Source organism: Terracoccus luteus, assembly GCF_003635045.1.
Taxonomy (GTDB): domain Bacteria; phylum Actinomycetota; class Actinomycetes; order Actinomycetales; family Dermatophilaceae; genus Terracoccus; species Terracoccus luteus.
The window spans coordinates 1741921-1759258 of record NZ_RBXT01000001.1 but is presented as its reverse complement, the minus strand read 5'-3'; the positions used below and the strand labels follow the sequence as shown (position 1 = coordinate 1759258).

14 protein-coding genes are annotated in these 17338 nt (G+C 73.6%); 6 read left to right on the top strand and 8 right to left on the bottom strand.

Annotated elements, in window-relative coordinates; all coding sequences use genetic code 11:
- The first annotated feature begins 107 nt into the window (after positions 1-107).
- Positions 108-740 carry a GNAT family N-acetyltransferase gene (locus tag DFJ68_RS08050; protein ID WP_121032297.1) on the top strand — a complete coding sequence of 211 codons (633 nt, stop codon included), beginning with the start codon at positions 108-110 and terminating at the stop codon, positions 738-740.
- A gap of 56 nt (positions 741-796) precedes the next feature.
- Here the strand turns inward: DFJ68_RS08050 and DFJ68_RS08045 are convergent, their stop codons facing one another.
- The gene (locus DFJ68_RS08045; RefSeq protein WP_121035203.1) at positions 797-1189 is read right to left on the bottom strand and encodes a PaaI family thioesterase; all 393 of its coding nucleotides are present in this window, start codon (positions 1187-1189) and stop codon (positions 797-799) included.
- A gap of 264 nt (positions 1190-1453) precedes the next feature.
- Between DFJ68_RS08045 and polA the strand changes: the two genes are divergently transcribed.
- Positions 1454-4126, top strand: a complete 2673-nt coding sequence (gene polA, locus DFJ68_RS08040) for a DNA polymerase I (RefSeq protein ID WP_121032296.1) — start codon at positions 1454-1456, stop codon at positions 4124-4126.
- A 30-nt stretch (positions 4127-4156) separates the two neighbouring features.
- On the opposite strand, the gene DFJ68_RS08035 is transcribed toward polA, so the two are convergent.
- From DFJ68_RS08035 to DFJ68_RS08010, 5 genes are all read right to left on the bottom strand, one after another.
- Positions 4157-5155 carry an SGNH/GDSL hydrolase family protein gene (locus DFJ68_RS08035; RefSeq protein ID WP_170165722.1) on the bottom strand — a complete coding sequence of 333 codons (999 nt, stop codon included), beginning with the start codon at positions 5153-5155 and terminating at the stop codon, positions 4157-4159.
- A 34-nt stretch (positions 5156-5189) separates the two neighbouring features.
- Complete coding sequence (locus DFJ68_RS08030) at positions 5190-6305, bottom strand: alpha/beta hydrolase (RefSeq protein ID WP_121032294.1); 1116 nt, start codon at positions 6303-6305, stop codon at positions 5190-5192.
- The gene (lysX, locus tag DFJ68_RS08020) at positions 6305-9832 is read right to left on the bottom strand and encodes a bifunctional lysylphosphatidylglycerol synthetase/lysine--tRNA ligase LysX (RefSeq protein WP_420823654.1); all 3528 of its coding nucleotides are present in this window, start codon (positions 9830-9832) and stop codon (positions 6305-6307) included. Before lysX ends, DFJ68_RS08030 begins: the two co-directional genes overlap by 1 nt.
- 67 nt (positions 9833-9899) lie before the next feature.
- Entirely contained in the window at positions 9900-10868 is a 969-nt protein-coding gene (locus DFJ68_RS08015) for a hypothetical protein (protein WP_211333292.1), read from the bottom strand.
- A complete protein-coding gene (locus tag DFJ68_RS08010; RefSeq protein ID WP_121032293.1) occupies positions 10865-11728 on the bottom strand; it encodes a class I SAM-dependent methyltransferase in 864 nt (287 codons plus the stop codon). The genes DFJ68_RS08015 and DFJ68_RS08010 overlap by 4 nt, the downstream gene beginning before the upstream one ends.
- A gap of 241 nt (positions 11729-11969) precedes the next feature.
- Here DFJ68_RS08010 and rpsA point away from each other — a divergent pair, with 241 nt between their 5' ends.
- From rpsA to coaE, 4 genes are all read left to right on the top strand, one after another.
- Positions 11970-13472, top strand: coding sequence for a 30S ribosomal protein S1 (rpsA, locus tag DFJ68_RS08005; RefSeq protein WP_121032292.1), 1503 nt, complete (start codon positions 11970-11972; stop codon positions 13470-13472).
- Positions 13473-13866: 394 nt separating this feature from the next.
- A complete protein-coding gene (locus tag DFJ68_RS08000; RefSeq protein WP_245963533.1) occupies positions 13867-14541 on the top strand; it encodes a TetR/AcrR family transcriptional regulator in 675 nt (224 codons plus the stop codon).
- Between the two features lie 92 nt (positions 14542-14633).
- Complete coding sequence (locus tag DFJ68_RS07995) at positions 14634-15101, top strand: PPOX class F420-dependent oxidoreductase (RefSeq protein WP_121032290.1); 468 nt, start codon at positions 14634-14636, stop codon at positions 15099-15101.
- Between the two features lie 3 nt (positions 15102-15104).
- On the top strand, positions 15105-16301 hold the full coding sequence (coaE, locus tag DFJ68_RS07990) for a dephospho-CoA kinase (RefSeq protein ID WP_121032289.1): 1197 nt from the start codon (positions 15105-15107) through the stop codon (positions 16299-16301).
- A 124-nt stretch (positions 16302-16425) separates the two neighbouring features.
- On the opposite strand, the gene DFJ68_RS07985 is transcribed toward coaE, so the two are convergent.
- On the bottom strand, positions 16426-17046 hold the full coding sequence (locus tag DFJ68_RS07985) for an MSMEG_6728 family protein (RefSeq protein WP_170165721.1): 621 nt from the start codon (positions 17044-17046) through the stop codon (positions 16426-16428).
- 24 nt (positions 17047-17070) lie between these two features.
- Positions 17071-17292 (bottom strand): hypothetical protein, encoded by a 222-nt coding sequence (locus DFJ68_RS07980; protein WP_121032288.1) that lies wholly within the window; start codon positions 17290-17292, stop codon positions 17071-17073.
- Positions 17293-17338: the final 46 nt, after the last annotated feature.

Sequence of the window (17338 nt, the reverse complement as noted above, 5' to 3'; positions counted from 1 at the left end):
CTTCCGCGTCATCCACCGACTCGGCCGAACCGCTTCCACCCGGGGCAGGTTGGCCGTAGTGTCGGGCGGGTGACCTCGGGGGACTTCACAGGTCGAAGAGAGGGACGATGGGTCGAGCAGTTGTCGCGGTGAAGCAGGTCGACGCCGACATGCACTCGCAGTTCATCGAGCTGTGGATCACCCACCGCGTCGAGTCGGGGACGACGCCCGAGGCCGCACAGCGCCTCGCGCTCGACGGCACCCTGCGGACGGCGTTGCAGCGCGACGACATCGCCGCCTACCTCAGCTTCGTCGACGGCGCCCCCGCCGGCTACGTCGTCCTCGCCGACTCGACCCGCAGCCTGCTCGTCGACAGCCCTTGTGTCTCGATCGACATGTTGTACGTCCACCCCGACCACCGCCGCAGCGGTGTCGGCCGGGCGCTGCTGGCGGCCGCGGGCCGTCACGCCGACCGCACCGGGGCCGAGCACCTGAGCAGCGCGGTCCCCGCCTCGAACCGTGAGGCCAACCGCTTCTTCGCCCGGCTCGGCTTCGCCCCCGAGACGGTGCGCCGGGTCACCTCGACCGCCCTGCTGCAGCGCAAGCTCGCGGGGGAGCCCCGCAGCCAGCGCTACGGCCTCGACCAGGTGCTGCAGCGCCGCCGCGACCTGCGCACCGCCGCCCGTCGGGCCTCGGCCCGCACGACGGCCCGCACCTCGACCGGGGCCGCCCCGGCCCAGCCGCCGCAGGTCGCCGGCTGAGCCGAGGGCGTGGGCCCGAGACGGTCGGCGGTCGTCCGGTGGTGTGGGGTCGGTCGTCAGGCGCCGGGAGCGGCGTCGCGGAGCAGGCACGTGATGCGTGACGTGCACACCCGCCGGCCCCCCTCGTCGGTGACGACCACGTCGTAGCTGACGAGGGTGCGCCCCGCGCTGAGCACGGTGGCCGTGCCGGTGACGGTACCGGACCGCGCGGCCCGGTGGTGGGTGGCGTTGATGTCGAGCCCGACGGCCACGCGGCCGGCCCCGGCGTGCAGCTGCGCCCCGATCGAGCCCAGCGTTTCGGCGAGCACGACGCTGGCGCCCCCGTGAAGCAGGCCGTAGGGCTGCGTGTTGCCCTCGACGGGCATCGTCGCCACCAGCCGCTCCCGGGTGACCTCCACGAGCTCGATGCCCATGCGGTCGATGAGGGTGCCGCGGGCGTCGTCGGTCATCGACCGCACGAGGTCGGCGTCGACGTCCCCCGCGGCCTCGCGGCGCCCGGTGCGCCCGGTGGGCTCTGCGGGGTCTCCGCCGCCCGGGGCGGGGTCGCGGGGGCGGGGCCGACCGGCATCCGTGCTCATGGCCCCGATCGTAGGTCGGCCGGGTGGGCGGCGGCGGGCGGCACGCGGGCGGCGCCGGTTGTGGCGGCTGGTGGCGCGAGGTGGCCGTCGGCGGCCCGCGGGGGAGCGTCGGTGGCGGACACTAGGCTGCCTGACGTGAGCCGACTACTGCTTCTCGACGGACACTCGCTGGCCTACCGCGCCTTCTTCGCGCTGCCGGCCGAGAACTTCTCGACCACGACGGGGCAGCACACCAACGCCGTCTACGGCTTCACGTCGATGCTCATCAACATGCTCCGCGACGAGGAGCCGACCCACGTCGCGGTCGCCTTCGACCTCGCGCGGCAGAACTTCCGCACGGAGGAGTACGCGGAGTACAAGGCCGGCCGGGCCCGCACCCCCGACGAGTTCGCCGGGCAGATCCCGCTCGTGCACGAGGTGCTCGACGCCCTGCGCATCCGCTACGTCGAACTGCCCGGCTACGAGGCCGACGACATCATCGCGACCATCGCGACGCAGGCCGAGGCCGAGGGCCTCGACGTGCTCATCTGCTCGGGCGACCGCGACACTTTCCAGCTCGTCTCCGACAAGGTGACGATCCTCTACCCGGTGCGCGGCGTCTCGGAGGTGTGGCGGATGGGCCCGAAGGAGGTCGAGGAGAAGTACGGCGTGCCGCCGACGAAGTACTCGGACCTCGCGGCCCTCGTCGGCGAGAGCAGCGACAACCTGCCCGGCGTGCCCGGGGTCGGCCCCAAGACGGCCGCGAAGTGGATCACCCAGTACGGCGGCCTCGACGGCATCGTCGCCGGCATCGACCAGATCAAGGGCAAGGCGGGCGACTCGCTGCGCGACCACCTCGACAACGTGCTGCGCAACCGGCGGCTCAACCAGCTGGTCAAGGACAGCCCTGTCGGCCTGACCGTGGGCGACTTCGAGCGGGCCCAGTGGAGCCGCGACGAGGTGCACACCGTCTTCGACGGGCTCGAGTTCCGGGTGCTGCGCGACCGCCTCTTCGCGACGGTCGAGGCCGCGGCGCCCGAGGCCGACCAGGGCTTCGACCTCGACGGCGAGGTCGTGGCCTCGGATGCCGTCCCGGCGTGGCTGTCGACGCACCTGCAGCCGGGCCAGCGGGCGGGGGTCTCGCTCATCGGCACGTGGGCCCGCGGGGCGGGCGACGTCACGGGGCTGGCCGTGGCCGCGGCCGACGGGGCGGCGGCGTGGATCGACGTGACCACCCTCGAGCCCGCGGCCGACGAGGCGGTCGGCGCCTGGCTGGCCGACCCCGAGCGACCCAAGGCGATGCACGACGCCAAGGGGCCGGTGCAGGCGCTGGCCGCCCGGGGCTGGACGCTGCGCGGGCTGACGAGCGACACCCAGCTCGCGGCCTACCTCGTCAAGCCCGACAACCGCACGTACCACCTCGACGACCTCGTGCTGCGCAACCTCCAGCGCGAGCTCGTCGCCACCGACGACTCCGGCCAGGGCATGCTCGACCTCGAGGGCGACGCCGACGAGAAGGCCGCCGAGTACGAGATGGTGCGGGCCACCGCCGTGCGCGACCTCGCCGACGTGCTCGACCAGCAGGTGGCCGACACCGGTGGGGCCGAGCTGCTGCGCGACGTGGAGCTGCCCCTCATCGACGTCCTCGCCCGCATGGAGCGCACCGGCATCGCCGTCGACGTCCCCGGCCTCGACGCCCTCGAGGCCGACTTCGCCGCCAAGGTGGCGCAGGCCCAGCAGGACGCCTGGGACGCCATCGGCGGCGAGCAGATCAACCTCGGTTCGCCGAAGCAGCTGCAGGTCGTGCTCTTCGAGACGCTCGGCATGCCGAAGACGAAGCGCACCAAGACCGGCTACACGACCGACGCCGACGCGCTGGCCGACCTCTACACCAAGACCGAGCATTCCTTCCTCGAGGCCCTGCTGCGCCACCGCGACGCCGCGCGCCTGCGGGTGACCGTCGAGGGGCTGCAGAAGTCGGTCGCCGAGGACGGCCGCATCCACACGACCTACCTGCAGACCATCGCCGCGACCGGTCGGCTCAGCTCGACCGAGCCGAACCTGCAGAACGTGCCGATCCGCACCGAGGAGGGCCGCCGCATCCGCGAGCTGTTCGTCGTCGGCGACGGCTACGAGTCGCTCATGTCGGCCGACTACAGCCAGATCGAGATGCGCGTCATGGCCCACCTCTCGCGCGACGCGGGGCTCATCGAGGCCTTCCGCACCGGCGAGGACCTCCACAAGTTCGTCGGCTCGCGGGTCTTCGGGGTCGAGCCCGACGACGTCACCCCGGCCATGCGATCGAAGGTCAAGGCGATGTCGTACGGCCTTGCCTACGGGCTCTCCGCGTTCGGGCTGAGCAAGCAGCTGACGATCAGCACCGAGGAGGCCCGCGGCCTCATGGACGGCTACTTCGAGCGCTTCGGCGGCGTCAGCGAGTACCTGCACGACGTCGTCGCGGAGGCCCGTGGCACAGGGTGGACGGCGACGATGCTCGGTCGGCGCCGCTACCTGCCCGACCTCACCTCGGACAACCGCCAGCGCCGCGAGATGGCCGAGCGGATGGCCCTCAACGCCCCGATCCAGGGGTCGGCCGCCGACATCATGAAGGTGGCGATGATCGAGGTCGACCGCGCCCTGACTGCGTCCGGCGCTGCGTCGCGGGTGCTGCTGCAGGTGCACGACGAGCTCGTGCTCGAGATCGCGGCCGGCGAGCGCGAGGACGTCGAGCGCGTGGTGCGCGAGCAGATGGGGGCGGCGGTCCCGATGGATGTGCCGCTCGACATCAACGTCGGCGTCGGTCGCTCCTGGCACGACGCCGCGCACTGAGCCCCTGACGGGGCCGGGTCACCGGTCGGCTCACGACTGCGTCCAGTCGTCGACTGCGCCGCTGCGCTGCAGGGCCTGCATGACCGCCGTCGCGATGAGGGCGTGCCCCGAGCCGTCGGGGTGGTCGCCGTCGTCGAGCAGGTCGTCGGTCGCGTCGCGGGTGCCGGACGCCCCGTCGAACGGCGTGCGGGTGTCGACGTAAATCGAGCCCGACCGGTCGGCGACGTCGGAGAGGACGGCGTTCGTCGCCTCGGTGAGGGCGACGCTGGCCTTGACGAAGGCCGACCCCTGGGCCGCCGCGACCTGGCCGTCGACGGTGACGTTCCAGTAGCCCAGCAGCGCGATCTGCAGGTCGGGCCGCTGGTCGAGCGAGCGGATGCCGTCGACGATCCGGCCGAGCGTGCCCTCGAGCTGGTCGAGGGTCTGGGTGTAGCAGTCTGACGTGGCGACCGGGTCACAGTCGGGGTCGCCGACCTGGTCGAGGTCGAGGTCGTTGGCGCCGACCTGGACGACGACGAGGTCGGCGGTGGACAGGTCCCGCTGGACGTCGGGGTCCTGCAGGTCGTCGAGGACGTCGCCGCTCGTGTAGCCGGACACCGCGTCGTTGTGCACCGACCACGCCCGGTGCGTCGCCGCCTGGAGCTGCGGACCGAGCCGCTCGACGAAGCCGGTGCAGTCGCAGGTGTCGGCGGCCGGCACCGAGTCGCCGAGGGCGACGAGCGAGGCCGGCCAGCTCGCGGTGGTGCTGCTCGTCGCGCTGGAGGTGGTCGAGGTGGTCGTCGCGCTGGAGGTGGTCGAGGTGGTCGGCGTGGTCGGCGTGGTGGCGGGGGTCGAGGTCGGTTCGGGCGGTGTGGTCGGCGTGGTCGTGGCGGCCGATGACGTCGAGGTCGGGGTCGAGGTCGTGGGGGGCGCGGACGCGGTGGGGGCCGTCGAGACCGACCCGGGCGTCACGGCATCCGGCGTGTCGGCGACGCTCGTGGTGCACCCGCCGAGCACGACCGCCGACAGCAGCGTCCACAGCAGGAGCACGGCCGCGCCGCCTCGTGACCGGGGCCCGTGCCCACTACGCACGGAACCCCGGCAGGGTCTGGCCCAGCCACGCCATCGCGCCCGGGACGTAGGGGGTGAAGAGGCTCACCCGGTGACCGCCGTGCGCGAGAACGGTGGCGGTGACATCGAGCGGGGCGCGAGCGGCGGCGAGGAACTTCGCGCTCGTGGGGTACGACAGGCCGTCCTCGTGCGAGGTCAGCACCCACATCGCGACGGGCGGCGGGTCGTTCCTGGCGATCGAGACGAGGTCGTAGCCCTTGAGCGCGGCCGGGCTGAGGGGGTCGTAGTTCGTCGCGAAGTCCGGCCGGAAGTAGCCGAGCAGGGAGACCGCGGCCCCGAAGACGTCGGGGTGGCGCATCGTCAGGGACGCCGCACACCAGGCCCCGTACGAGTAGCCGACCGCCGCCCACGACGTGCGCTTGAGCTCGACGTGGAAGTGCGCGGCGGTCCAGGCCGGGATGTCGCGGGAGAGCCACGTGTCGGTCTGCGGCTGCCCGGGGCCGCCGTTGACGCACTCGGTGTCGAGGTCGGCCGGCGTGTCGATGCGGGGGATGACGACGATGGACGGGGCCATGCGGTGCTGCGCCGTCAGGACGTCGATGCTGCTGAGGAAGTTGAGCTTGACGAAGCCCTTCGGCGCGCTCGGGAAGCCGTGCAGGCCGACGATGACGGGGTAGCGGTGGGTCGACGAGGGGTCGTAGCCCACCGGGAGGTAGACGAGCACCTGCCCCTTCGAGCCGGACCGTGCCCCCGCGACCGTGTAGTTCTGCATGCGCTGGCCCGGGTCGGGCAGCGGGGGCAGGGCCGTCGGGCTCGTGACGGCCGAGAAGCCGGGTCCGTTGACCTTGGCCTGGTCGATCTGGACGCTCGAGCCGCCGTGGTGGGCCACGACCTGGGTCGAGCCGGAGCCGAGCAGGTCGGACCAGCTCGAGTAGAAGAGGTACTGGTTGTTGAGCGCGGCTCCGCACGCCGCCAGCACGACGGCGTTGAGCACGACGACCGTCAGGCCCCGGGACGCCGCCCGCGCGGCCGGGTGGCGCCACCGGGGGAACCCCGACACGACGAGCGCGAAGAGGGCGAGGGCGACGACGGCCAGCAGGACGACGAGGCGGGGATCGGTGAGCTCCATCAGCGTGCTCCTGCAAGGCGGTTCGTCGTGGTCGTCGTGGTCGTCGTGGTCGTCGTGGTCGTGGTGGTCGGGGTGGTGGCCGAGGTCTCTACCGCGGTGTCCCGGCGGGCGGAGGTCCGGCCGGCCGGGGTGACGGGGGCCGTGGCGCGGGGACGGGGCCGACGGGCGGCCGCCTCCGGCAGCGGCTTGACGAACGGGAAGGTCAGCACCGAGCGGATGGGGCTGTTCGTCAGCATCATGACGAGCCGGTCGACGCCGATACCGAGCCCGCCGCTCGGCGGCATCCCCGTCTCGAGAGCGAGCAGGAACGCCTCGTCGACCTCCATCGCCTCCGGGTCACCGGCCGCGGCGAGCAGGGACTGGAGGGTGAGCCGGCGCCGCTGCTCGAGCGGGTCGGTCAGCTCGCTGTAGGCGGTCGCGACCTCCATGCCCGCCACGACGAGGTCCCACCGCTCGGCCAGCCCCGGCTCGGTGCGGTGGGGTCGGGCGAGGGGCGAGGTCTCGGCGGGGAAGTCGGTGTAGAAGGTCGGCGCGCCGGTCGTGCGCTCGACGAGGTCGGCGTAGAGCTCCTCGATGACCGCGCCGGGGCCGCCGGCCGCCGGCACCTCGACGCCGTGGGTGGCGGCGATGCCGCGCAGCACCGCCAGCGGGGTCGCGAGGGAGACCTCGGTGCCGACGGCGCGCGACACGGCGTCGAGGACGCGCACGACGGGCCACTCGCCGCTCACGTCGACGAGCGGCACGCCGTCGGTGCCGCGGCGCTCCTGCCCGGGGGCCGGGACGGGCAGCACCTGGGCACCGTGCACGGCCTCCGCCGCCCGCCGGACGAGGCGCTCGGTGAGGCGCCGCATGACATCGTAGTCGGCGTGCGGCTGGTACACCTCGAGCGAGGTGAACTCGGGGTTGTGGGTCGCGTCGACCCCCTCGTTGCGGAAGTTGCGGCCCAGCTCGAAGACGGGGCCCATGCCGGCGACGAGCAGCCGCTTGAGGTAGAGCTCGGGGGCGATGCGCAGCGAGAGGTCGACGCCGTACGCGTTGCTGCGGGTGCGGAAGGGTCGTGCCGACGCCCCGCCGTGGACTGGCTGCAGCATCGGGGTCTCGACCTCGACGAACCCGGCCGCCGCGAGCTCGTCGCGCACGACGTGGATGACGGCCGACCGCCGCCGCAGCTGGCCCAGGGCGGCGGCATGGATGATGAGGTCGGTCGAGCGGGCGCGGACGAGGGCGGGGGAGTCGTCGTCGGCGTCGAACGGCAGCGGGTGCAGGCACTTGGCCTCCATGCGCCACCGCTCGACGAGCAGGCTCGGGGTGCCGGTGCGTGAGAGGCCACGGCGACCGGTGAAGCGGACGAGGTCGCCGGGGGCGACGACCCGGGCGAGGTCACGGACCTCCGCGTGGCCGAGGACGCCGGCCTCGGCGAGCACCTGCCGGCCCCCGTCGTCGCGGTCCGGCGTGACGGGCGTGTCCAGCAGGTCGACGAAGAGCACCGACCCGTGGTCGCGCACCCGGTGGACGCGCCCGACGACGGTGAGCTCGTCCGCGGGCCGGCCCGGCACCGGCGTCGCCGGGTCGCCGCCGCCGAGCGGGTAGGGGTCGCGGCCGGCGGACCGCATGGCCTCGACGGTCCGCGCGCGGTCCCGGAAGGCGCTCGTGCGCGACGGGCCGAGCTGCTGCAGGTCGGGCTCCTCGCCGGCGTGCAGCTCGGCGAGGACGGCGATGTGCTCCGGGTCGAGCGAGCGGGTCGTGCGGTCGGCGCGGGAGGGCCACGGCAGGAAGCCCTCCGCGGCGCCCGCGGCGACGGCGACCTGCGGCAGCGACACGGTGTCGTCGGTGCAGAGGAAGCGCGGCGCCCACTGGGGTTCGAAGCGCTCGGTGAAGCGGTAGAGGCGCTCGAGCTGCCAGGCGCGGTCGAGGACGCCGAGCAGCGAGGCGCCGACGCGGGTCGAGGGGCGTGCACCGAGCCGGTCGGCCTCGGCGAAGGCCCGACGGAACATGCAGAAGTTGAGCGAGACCCGGTCGATCCCGACCTCGTCACCGCGCCGGAGCAGCTCGCAGATCATCGCCTCGGTGACCCCGTTGGGGGCGTCGGGGGAGTGGCGCATGACGTCGAGGGACGCGCCGCGCCGGCCCCAGGGCACGAACGAGAGGATGCCGACGACCGAGCCGTCGACGTCGTGGGCCGTCACGTGCAGGACGTCGCCGTCGGCGGGGTCGGCCGGCCGGCCCAGTGCCATCGAGAACCCCCGCTCGGTCTCGCCGCCGCGCCACTCCGCCGCCCGGTGCGCGAGCCCGCTGACGGTGTCCGCGTCGAGGTCACGCTGCCGGCGCAGCTGCACCGTCACGCCGGCGCGGCCGACCCGACGCACGGCCTGGCGCAGCGCCGCCATCTCGGGCCGGCGCAGGTCGAAGCGGGCCGTCTCGACGACGGCCTCGTCGCCGAGGAGCAGCACGCGCATGCCGTCGGCCGCGAACGCGCGGGCGCCCTCCTCGCTCGCGCCGAGCACGGCCGGAATCCAGCCGAACTCGCGCGCCTCGGCCCGCCAGGCCTCGATGGCCGGCCGCCACGCGGCCGGGTCGCCGACCGGGTCGCCCGACGCGAGGGACACCCCCGCCACGACGCGGTAGGTGACGGCGGCGCGGCCGTCGGGGGAGAAGACCGACGCGCGGTCGCGGCGGGTCGCGAAGTAGGCGAGGGAGTCGCGCGCGCCGAACCCCGCGACGAGACCGCGTAGCGACACCTCCCGGTCGGGTGACCAGCGGTTGGCCGGGCGCGCCGAGGCGAGGAACAGGGCGACCGCGCCGACGACGGTCAGGCCGGCGCAGACGGCGACGACGTCGACCACCCACGGAGGGACGAGACCGACGGTGTGCCGGGTGTGCCCGCCGAGGGCTGTGATGACGGTCCCGACGAGGGCCCGCGTCTGCGACCGGGGGAGGTCGACGGTGCCGAGCAGCAGCCAGGCGACGCCGACGGTGACCGCGGACCCGGCGAGCAGGGCGGCGCCCGCGAGCCGCCACGACCCGCGCCGCACGCGGGCCGTGAACTGTGGCCGCAGGTGCCAGAGCCAGACGAGGGCGAGGACGGCGAGCACCGTCGCGGCGAGGTCGAGCGCGCGGCCGAGGTCACCGCGCGTGCGCCAGACCTCGGCGAACGGGAACGGCCGCCCCGGCAGCTGCTCGACGACCCCGAGGTAGAGGCCGAAGATCTGGAAGGCGGCCACGAGCCAGAGGCCGATCCGCTTGCGCCCCATGAGCGCTCGCGTGATGAGGGCCAGCACGACGACCGACACGAAGGTCGAGGTGACGGGCACGTTGACGAGGCCGAAGACCTCCTCGAGCAGCACCGGACCGGGCTGTCGCCGCACGAACAGCGTGAGCAGCAGGGCTACGGGGGTCGCCACCGCGTACACCCGTACGAGCCATCGGGCCGAGCCCGACGTGCCGGTGGCGCGGGCGGCGGGGGAGCCGGTCAGGCGTGGGGGACGGGGGCTGCGTGGTGCCAGGAGTCGGCGCGGTTCTGCGGACACGGCCCCACTGTGTCGGGCCGCGCTGGGCCTCTGCCGGACGTTGTCTGGACGTGTGCTGTGAGTGGGGTCAGTGCCGTCTCGGCGCCCGCTGGGTGGCTCGGTGCGCGGCCGACGCCTCCGGCTCGGTGGGCTCGGCGGGGTCAGCGGGCGCTATGGGCGCGGCGGGCCCGGTGGCGTCCGCCGGCTCGGCGCGCCCGGCGAGCCCCACGGCACCGCCGAGCGTCGCGGCGAAGCCGAGGGTGACGACGGCGACCCACCCCCCGCCGGGGCGCACGGCGTCGCCCAGCCAGACCAGGCCCACGGCCGACGGCACCACCGTCTCGACCGCGAACGTCACCGCCGCGATGGTCGTCGCGCTGCCGCGCTCGAGGGCGAGGGCGTAGGCGACCGTCGCGAGGATGCCGTGGGCGACCAGGGCGAGCAGCACCGGGTCCGTCACGAGGTGGGCGACCTGGCCGGCCACCCCGCCCTCGGCGGTCGGCCAGACGAGCACCCGCGCGGCCACCCCGACCCCGCCGAATCCGAGCCCGGCGGCGGCGCTCAGCACGACGAGCCCGACCCGGCGCTCCCGCGGCGCGCGCAGCGCGACGACGACGAGGGCCGCGACCACGAGCACCGAGGCGACGAGGAGCGTCGTCACCGCCGGTGGCCGCAGGCCCGGCCCGGGCTCGGCCCCGACGGCGAGGCCGACGAGGCCGACGAGCACGACGAGCAGCATGAGCCGTTCGCGGGCCACGAGCCGCTGCCCCAGCACAAGCGACGACAGCACCGCCGTGACGGCCACGCTCGAGGCGACCGCCGACTCGACGACGAAGAGCGGCAGCGTGCGCAGCGCCACGACGGAGGCCAGGAAGCCGCCGAGGTCGAGCACGAGGCCGACGACGTACCAGCGGCCGGCGGTCAGCCACGCCCCGAGCGGCCGTCGCGGCGTCCGCGCGAGCGCCCGGACCCCGACCGCCTGCAGGACGGTCGCCGAGCCGTAGGCCAGCGCCGACAGCACGACCGCGAGCAGCGGCAGCGTCGGGGCGGTGGTCACGACCTGATGCTGCCACCGCCGCCCGCACGCCCGCTGGGAGCGTCGGGCCGCCGGCAGACGAAGACCGCGGTCCCCGGGACGAGGCGACCGCGCAGGGGCGACCAGCCGCCCCACGTCTGCTCGTGGCCCTCCGGCCACTCCGGCTCGACGAGGTCGACGAGCACGAGCCCGGCGGCGGTGATCTCGCGCACCCGGTCGCCGAGCGTGCGGTGGTGCTCGACATAGACGACCCGGCCGGCCTCGTCCTGCTCGACGTAGGGCGTGCGGTCGAAGTACGACATCGTCACCGTCAGGCCACCCTCACCGGGGTCGTCGGGCAGCGCCCACCGCAGCGGGTGGGTCGTCGAGAAGACGAAGCGCCCACCGGGCCGCAGCACCCGGGCGGCCTCGCGCAGGACGAGGTCCGGGTCGGCCACGAACGGCACGACGCCGTAGGCGGTGAAGACGACGTCGAACGACGCGTCGGCAAAGGGCAGGGCCCGGCCGTCGCACTGCACGAACGGCACGCGCGCACCCGGGGCCAGACCGGCATCCACCCGACGGCCCGTGCGCAGCATCCCGGCCGAGAGGTCCGTCGCGACGACGCGCCCACCGCGGCCGCGCACCCAGCGCGAGCACTGGCCCGACCCCGCCCCGACCTCGAGCACGTCCGCGCCGGCGAGCTCACCGAGCAGGCCGGCATCCGCCTCACGCAGGCGCTCGGGACCCCAGACGAAGTCGGTGTCACCGAGGAAGGCGCCGTGCTCGGCGTGGTAGTCGGCGGCCTCGCCGTCCCACCACAGCCGGTTGGCGGATGCCGTCTCGGCCGCCCCCACGGGACGGCGCGCCACGTCGCTCGGCGGTCCGGAGGGCTCGCTCACGGCGCCCCCTCGACCCCGGTGGGGCGCGGGCCCGGGCGGGCGGAGGTGGGTTCGGGGGACATCACCGGCCCTACCACGACGGACTTTGACCCTGTGCTGGCCGCCCGGATAGGATCGCCGAGCGCACCCGTGTGCGTACGAGCACGTCAACCCGTACCCGTACCGACATCGAGTGGCCCGACCGACAGGTGGGCGACGCGGTGTCTCCAACTTCACTGTCCACAATCGGAGTTCCTACTACATGACTGCCAATACGGTCGAGAAGACCGCGCCCGAGGTCGCCATCAACGACATCGGCACCCTGGAAGACATCCTTGCCGCGATCGACGCGACCATCAAGGACTTCAACGACGGCGACATCGTCGAGGGTCGCATCGTCAAGGTCGACCGGGACGAGGTCCTGCTCGACATCGGCTACAAGACCGAGGGCGTCATCCCCTCGCGTGAGCTGTCCATCAAGCACGATGTCGACCCCGGCGAGGTCGTCAAGGTCGGCGACGAGGTCGAGGCCCTCGTCCTCCAGAAGGAGGACAAGGAGGGCCGTCTGATCCTGTCCAAGAAGCGGGCTCAGTACGAGCGCGCCTGGGGCACGATCGAGAAGGTCAAGGAGGAGGACGGCGTCGTCACCGGCACCGTCATCGAGGTCGTCAAGGGCGGCCTCATCCTCGACATCGGCCTGCGTGGCTTCCTGCCCGCCTCGCTCGTCGAGATGCGCCGCGTCCGCGACCTCCAGCCGTACGTCGGCAAGGAGATCGAGGCCAAGATCATCGAGCTCGACAAGAACCGCAACAACGTGGTCCTGTCGCGCCGTGCCTGGCTCGAGCAGACGCAGTCCGAGGTGCGCACGACGTTCCTCAAGGAGCTCCAGAAGGGCCAGGTCCGTTCGGGCGTCGTGTCCTCCATCGTCAACTTCGGCGCCTTCGTCGACCTCGGCGGCGTCGACGGTCTCGTCCACGTCTCCGAGCTGTCGTGGAAGCACATCGACCACCCGTCCGAGGTCGTCGAGGTCGGCACCGAGGTCACCGTCGAGGTGCTCGACGTCGACATGGACCGCGAGCGTGTCTCCCTGTCGCTGAAGGCGACGCAGGAGGACCCGTGGCAGCACTTCGCACGCACCCACGCCATCGGCCAGGTCGTGCCCGGCAAGGTCACCAAGCTCGTCCCGTTCGGTGCGTTCGTGCGCGTCGAGGACGGCATCGAGGGCCTCGTGCACATCTCCGAGCTGGCCGAGCGTCACGTCGAGCTGCCCGAGCAGGTCGTCAACGTCGGTGACGAGATCTTCGTCAAGGTCATCGACATCGACCTCGAGCGTCGCCGCATCTCGCTCTCGCTCAAGCAGGCCAACGACCAGTCGGTCCCGGCCTCGGAGTTCGACCCCACGCTGTACGGCATGGCGGCCGAGTACGACGAGCAGGGCAACTACAAGTACCCCGAGGGCTTCGACCCGGAGACGAACGAGTGGCTCGAGGGCTTCGACACCCAGCGCGAGAAGTGGGAGCGTCAGTACGCCGAGGCCCACTCCCGCTGGGAGGCCCACAAGGCGCAGGTCGAGGCCGCGACGAAGGCCGACGCCGAGGCCGCTGCCGGTGGCAGCACCTCGACCTCGTACTCGTCGGCCACGGGTGACGTCGCCGACTCCGGCGAGGGCACCCCGCGCCAGAGCAGCAGCCCCGCGCCGGCCGAGGGCACCCTCGCGTCGGACGAGGCCCTCGCCGCGCTGCGCGAGAAGCTCACCGGCAACTGACCCCTCCTCCCGCCGGTCCTCGTGACCGGTGGGAGACGGTCGGCTCCGTCACGAGAGCCCCGGACCCCTGACGGGTCCGGGGCTCTCGTGCGTCATGGTCAGGTGGTCGGACGGGTGGTCCACCGGTGACGGCACCACCGACGAGGGGCCGGGTCGGTCTCGACCCGGTCCCTCGTTCCCCCACGATGTCGCCGGACGGGTACCGCCTCCGCGGCCGTCCCTCCGGTCGCGGCCTCCGGTCTGTGGACCGCGGGCCGCCCTGTCGTGCAACACTGCTGCGCGACGGTGGAGAGCCGGTCGGGGTGGGGGAGCCAGTGGTGCGAACCCCTGTCGCCGCACCATTGGCTTGAACCTCGTTCCAGCGAACACCCATGGTCCGGTGAGGGGGCACCCCGTGTCAACCGACGACGCCGATCGGCCGTACGACAACTCGGGTCGGGCGCAGGCCGCGCAGGCCACCCGGCGGCGCATCATCGAGGTGGCCCGGGCCATGCTGCTCGAGCGCGGCTACCACTCGACCTCGATCAGTGCGCTGGCCTCCGGCGCCGGCGTCAGCGCGCAGACGGTGTACAACGCGGTCGGCGGCAAGTCCGAGGTCGTCAAGGCGGTCTACGACGTGACCCTCGCCGGCGACGACGACCCCGTCCCCATGCCCGACCGTCCGGAGTTCCGGGCCATGTCGCTCGCGCCCGACCGCGCGTCGTTCCTGCGGGCCTACGCCGCGCTCTGCTCGACGATCTACCAGCGCACCGGCCCGCTGCTCGGTGTGCTGCTGGCCAAGGGGGCCGGCGGCGACACGGGCCTGTCCGACTTCGTCGAGGCCATCGAGGTGGAGCGGCGGGTGGGCAACACGAACATGCTGGCCGCCCTCGACGAGGCCCACGGGCTCACCCCGGAGCTCGACCGCACCGGCCTCACCGACATCGTCTGGACCCTCACCGCGCCCGAGATCTACGACCGCTTCGTGCGGCGCTGCGGGTGGACCCACGAGCAGTACGCGCTGTGGCTGGGCGAGGCCTTCATCGTCACCGTCGACCGGGCCGAGGAGGTCGCCCGCGAGCAGGCCTGAGCGTCGCCGCTGGACGGGAGTGGCGGATGCCGGGTGGCGACGGGAGGTCGACCGGCGCAGCGGATGCCGGGTGGCCGGGGGAGAATCGGACCATGCCTCGAACCATCGCCACCACGACCACCGTCGACCGTGACGCCATGCTCGACTTCGTGCGCCCCCGTCACGACCTCGTCCTCGTGACGACGCGGCGTGACGGCACCCCGCAGGTCTCGCCCGTGACGGGCGGGGTCGACGAGCAGGGTCGCATCGTCGTGTCGACCTACCCGGAGCGGGCCAAGACGGCCAACGCGCGACGGCATCCGCAGGTCAGCGTCCTCGTCCTGTCGGACGACTTCGGCGGGCCGTGGCTGCAGGTCGACGGTGACTGCGAGGTCATCGACCAGCCCGAGGCCGTCGAGCCGCTCGTCGACTACTTCCGGGCCATCTCCGGGGAGCACCCCGACTGGGACGAGTACCGCGAGGCGATGCGCACCCAGGGCAAGTCGCTGCTGCGCATCACCCCCACGCGGTGGGGCCCGATCGCGACCGGGGGCTTCCCGGCCCGCCTCGCCCAGGGCTGACCGGTGCTGCGCGTCGGCGTCACCGGCGGCATCGGGTCGGGCAAGTCGACGGTGTCACGGCGGCTCGCCGAGCTCGGGGCCGTCGTGGTCGACGCCGACCTCGTGGCCCGCGAGGTCATGGAGCCGGGGGAGCCGACGCTGGACGCGGTCGCGTCCCGTTTCGGGCCGGAGGTGCTGCGACCCGACGGCACCCTCGACCGGGCGGGTCTGGCGTCCATCGTCTTCCGTGACCCGAGCGCGCTCGCGGACCTCGACGCCATCACCGTGCCGGCCATCGCCCGACGGGTCGCGGCCCGGCGCCGCGATGTCGCCCGCGAGAGCGTCAGCGTCTACGACATGCCGCTGCTCGTCGAGCGGGGCGCGTGGGTGAACGAGCACCTGACGGTGGTCGTCGAGGCCGACGTCGAGACGCGTGTGCAGCGGCTCGTCGACCAGCGGGGGCTCGAGGAGGGCGACGCCCGGCGGCGCATGGCCGCCCAGGCCACCGACGAGCAGCGGCGGGCCGTGGCCGACGTGGTGCTACCGAACGACGGCTCGCCCGACGCACTGGCCGGGCTCGTCGACGCCCTGTGGCGCGACCGGCTCGAGCCGTGGCACGACAACCTGCTCGCCGGGCGACGCTCGAGACGACCCGACCACGGCGCCGTCGTGCCGCCGGACCCGCGCTGGGAGGCACGTGGCAGCCGGGTCGTGGCCAAGCTGGCGGCGGCCCTGTCGGGGCAGCGGACCGTCACCGAGGTCTCGCACATCGGGTCGACGGCGGTGCCCGGGCTGCCGGCCAAGGACGTCATCGACGTGCAGGTCGGCGTGCGCGAGCTCGCGGACGCCGACGCCGCGACCTTCCACGCCGCGCTGCGCGACGCTGGCTACGTCTGCACCCCGGACAACCTCGCCGACCGGGCCAAGCCGGGCAGCGGTGAGACGGTCTGGGCCAAGCGGTACTGGGGCGGCTGTGACCCGGGGGAGGTCGTGCACGTGCACGTGCGACAACGCGGCTCGCAGGGGTGGCGCTTCGCGCTGCTCTTCCCGGACTGGCTGCGCCACGTGCCGGCCGAGCGTGCGGCCTACGCCGCCGAGAAGCAGCGCTTGCTCGCCCTCGACGACCGGACGGGCGTCTACTCGGAGGCCAAGGAGCCCTGGTTCGACGACGCGTGGGTCCGGGCCGGGGAGTGGGCGAGCCGCACCGGCTGGCACCCCTGAGGGGTCGACCCGGGCCGACCGGGGTCGGCCCGGGTCGACACGACGCGGCACCCGGCATCCCCAGGCCCCCGCCACGGGGGGCGACTGGCCTCTCGACGGGGGCTAGGCGCCCTCTCGACGGGGGTTACGCGCCCTCTCGACGGGTGGCCCAGCCCTTGCGGGCCGCGGCGCTGCGGCGGCGCCGGTCGGCCGCCTGCTGCGCCAGCAGCAGCTGCGCCTCGCGCTCGACCGTGCGCAGCCGGCGCTTCTCGGCGTTCTCCGCCTTCGTCCGTTCCCGCGCGATCACCGCCTCGGAACGCACCGGCCAGACGTACTCGACGTCGTCGGGGACGTCGGGGAACTGCGGACGGTAGTGATCGGCATCCTTGCGTACCAGGGCGCTCCGGTGGCTCCGGCGTACGTCGTCGTCGAAGAGCCAGGGCGGCAGGGCACCCGCCGCGGCCAGCTCGTCGTACGTGCGGATGGGGGAGACACCCGCGGTCGCCAGGTCGTCGACGATGGTCGCGGCGCACGTGTCGTCGAAGCCGAGGTCGACCCAGACGTCACACATGACGAGGCCGTAGCGGCCGAGGGCCTCCTCGTGGCCGCGCCACATGAGCACCGCCGGGTGGTTCTTCCACGCGTAGCCCGGCACGGTGAGGGCGCGCACGATCTGGATGACCTCGACCCGCTGCTTGCCGAGGCGCTTGACGTCGAGCGCCCGGGCGGAACGCTCGAAGTCGACGTGGGGGACGAAGGTCTGCATGCGGTCAGCGGCGGTCGGACGCGCTCAGCCGTCGGACGGCTGCGCCTTCTCCGGCTCGGGCGACGTCTCGTCGAGGACGTCGTCGAGCGCCTCGCGGACGGCCTGCCGGGTGGCGAGGCGCACCGAGGCCGCCTGCTGCAGGTCGGTGGTGTCGGCGTCGGCGAGGCGCTGGCGCTCCTGCTTCTCGGCCTCGAGGGCGTTGTCGCGGGCGATGCGGATGCGCTCGACGAGCTGGTCCGTGTCCATGGTGTCTCCTAGTGTGCTGGGGTTCTGATGTCTGCGTCTGTGGCCA

Excerpts from the sequence above, each read along its gene's own strand:
- DFJ68_RS07985 (WP_170165721.1), bottom strand. The coding sequence starts at position 17,046 with ATGCAGACCTTCGTCCCCCACGTCGACTTCGAGCGTTCCGCCCGGGCG.
- DFJ68_RS08050 (WP_121032297.1), top strand. The coding sequence starts at position 108 with ATGGGTCGAGCAGTTGTCGCGGTGAAGCAGGTCGACGCCGACATGCAC.
- DFJ68_RS07980 (WP_121032288.1), bottom strand. The coding sequence starts at position 17,292 with ATGGACACGGACCAGCTCGTCGAGCGCATCCGCATCGCCCGCGACAAC.
- DFJ68_RS08045 (WP_121035203.1), bottom strand. The coding sequence starts at position 1,189 with ATGACCGACGACGCCCGCGGCACCCTCATCGACCGCATGGGCATCGAG.
- rpsA (WP_121032292.1), top strand. The coding sequence starts at position 11,970 with ATGACTGCCAATACGGTCGAGAAGACCGCGCCCGAGGTCGCCATCAAC.
- DFJ68_RS07995 (WP_121032290.1), top strand. The coding sequence starts at position 14,634 with ATGCCTCGAACCATCGCCACCACGACCACCGTCGACCGTGACGCCATG.
- DFJ68_RS08030 (WP_121032294.1), bottom strand. The coding sequence starts at position 6,305 with ATGGAGCTCACCGATCCCCGCCTCGTCGTCCTGCTGGCCGTCGTCGCC.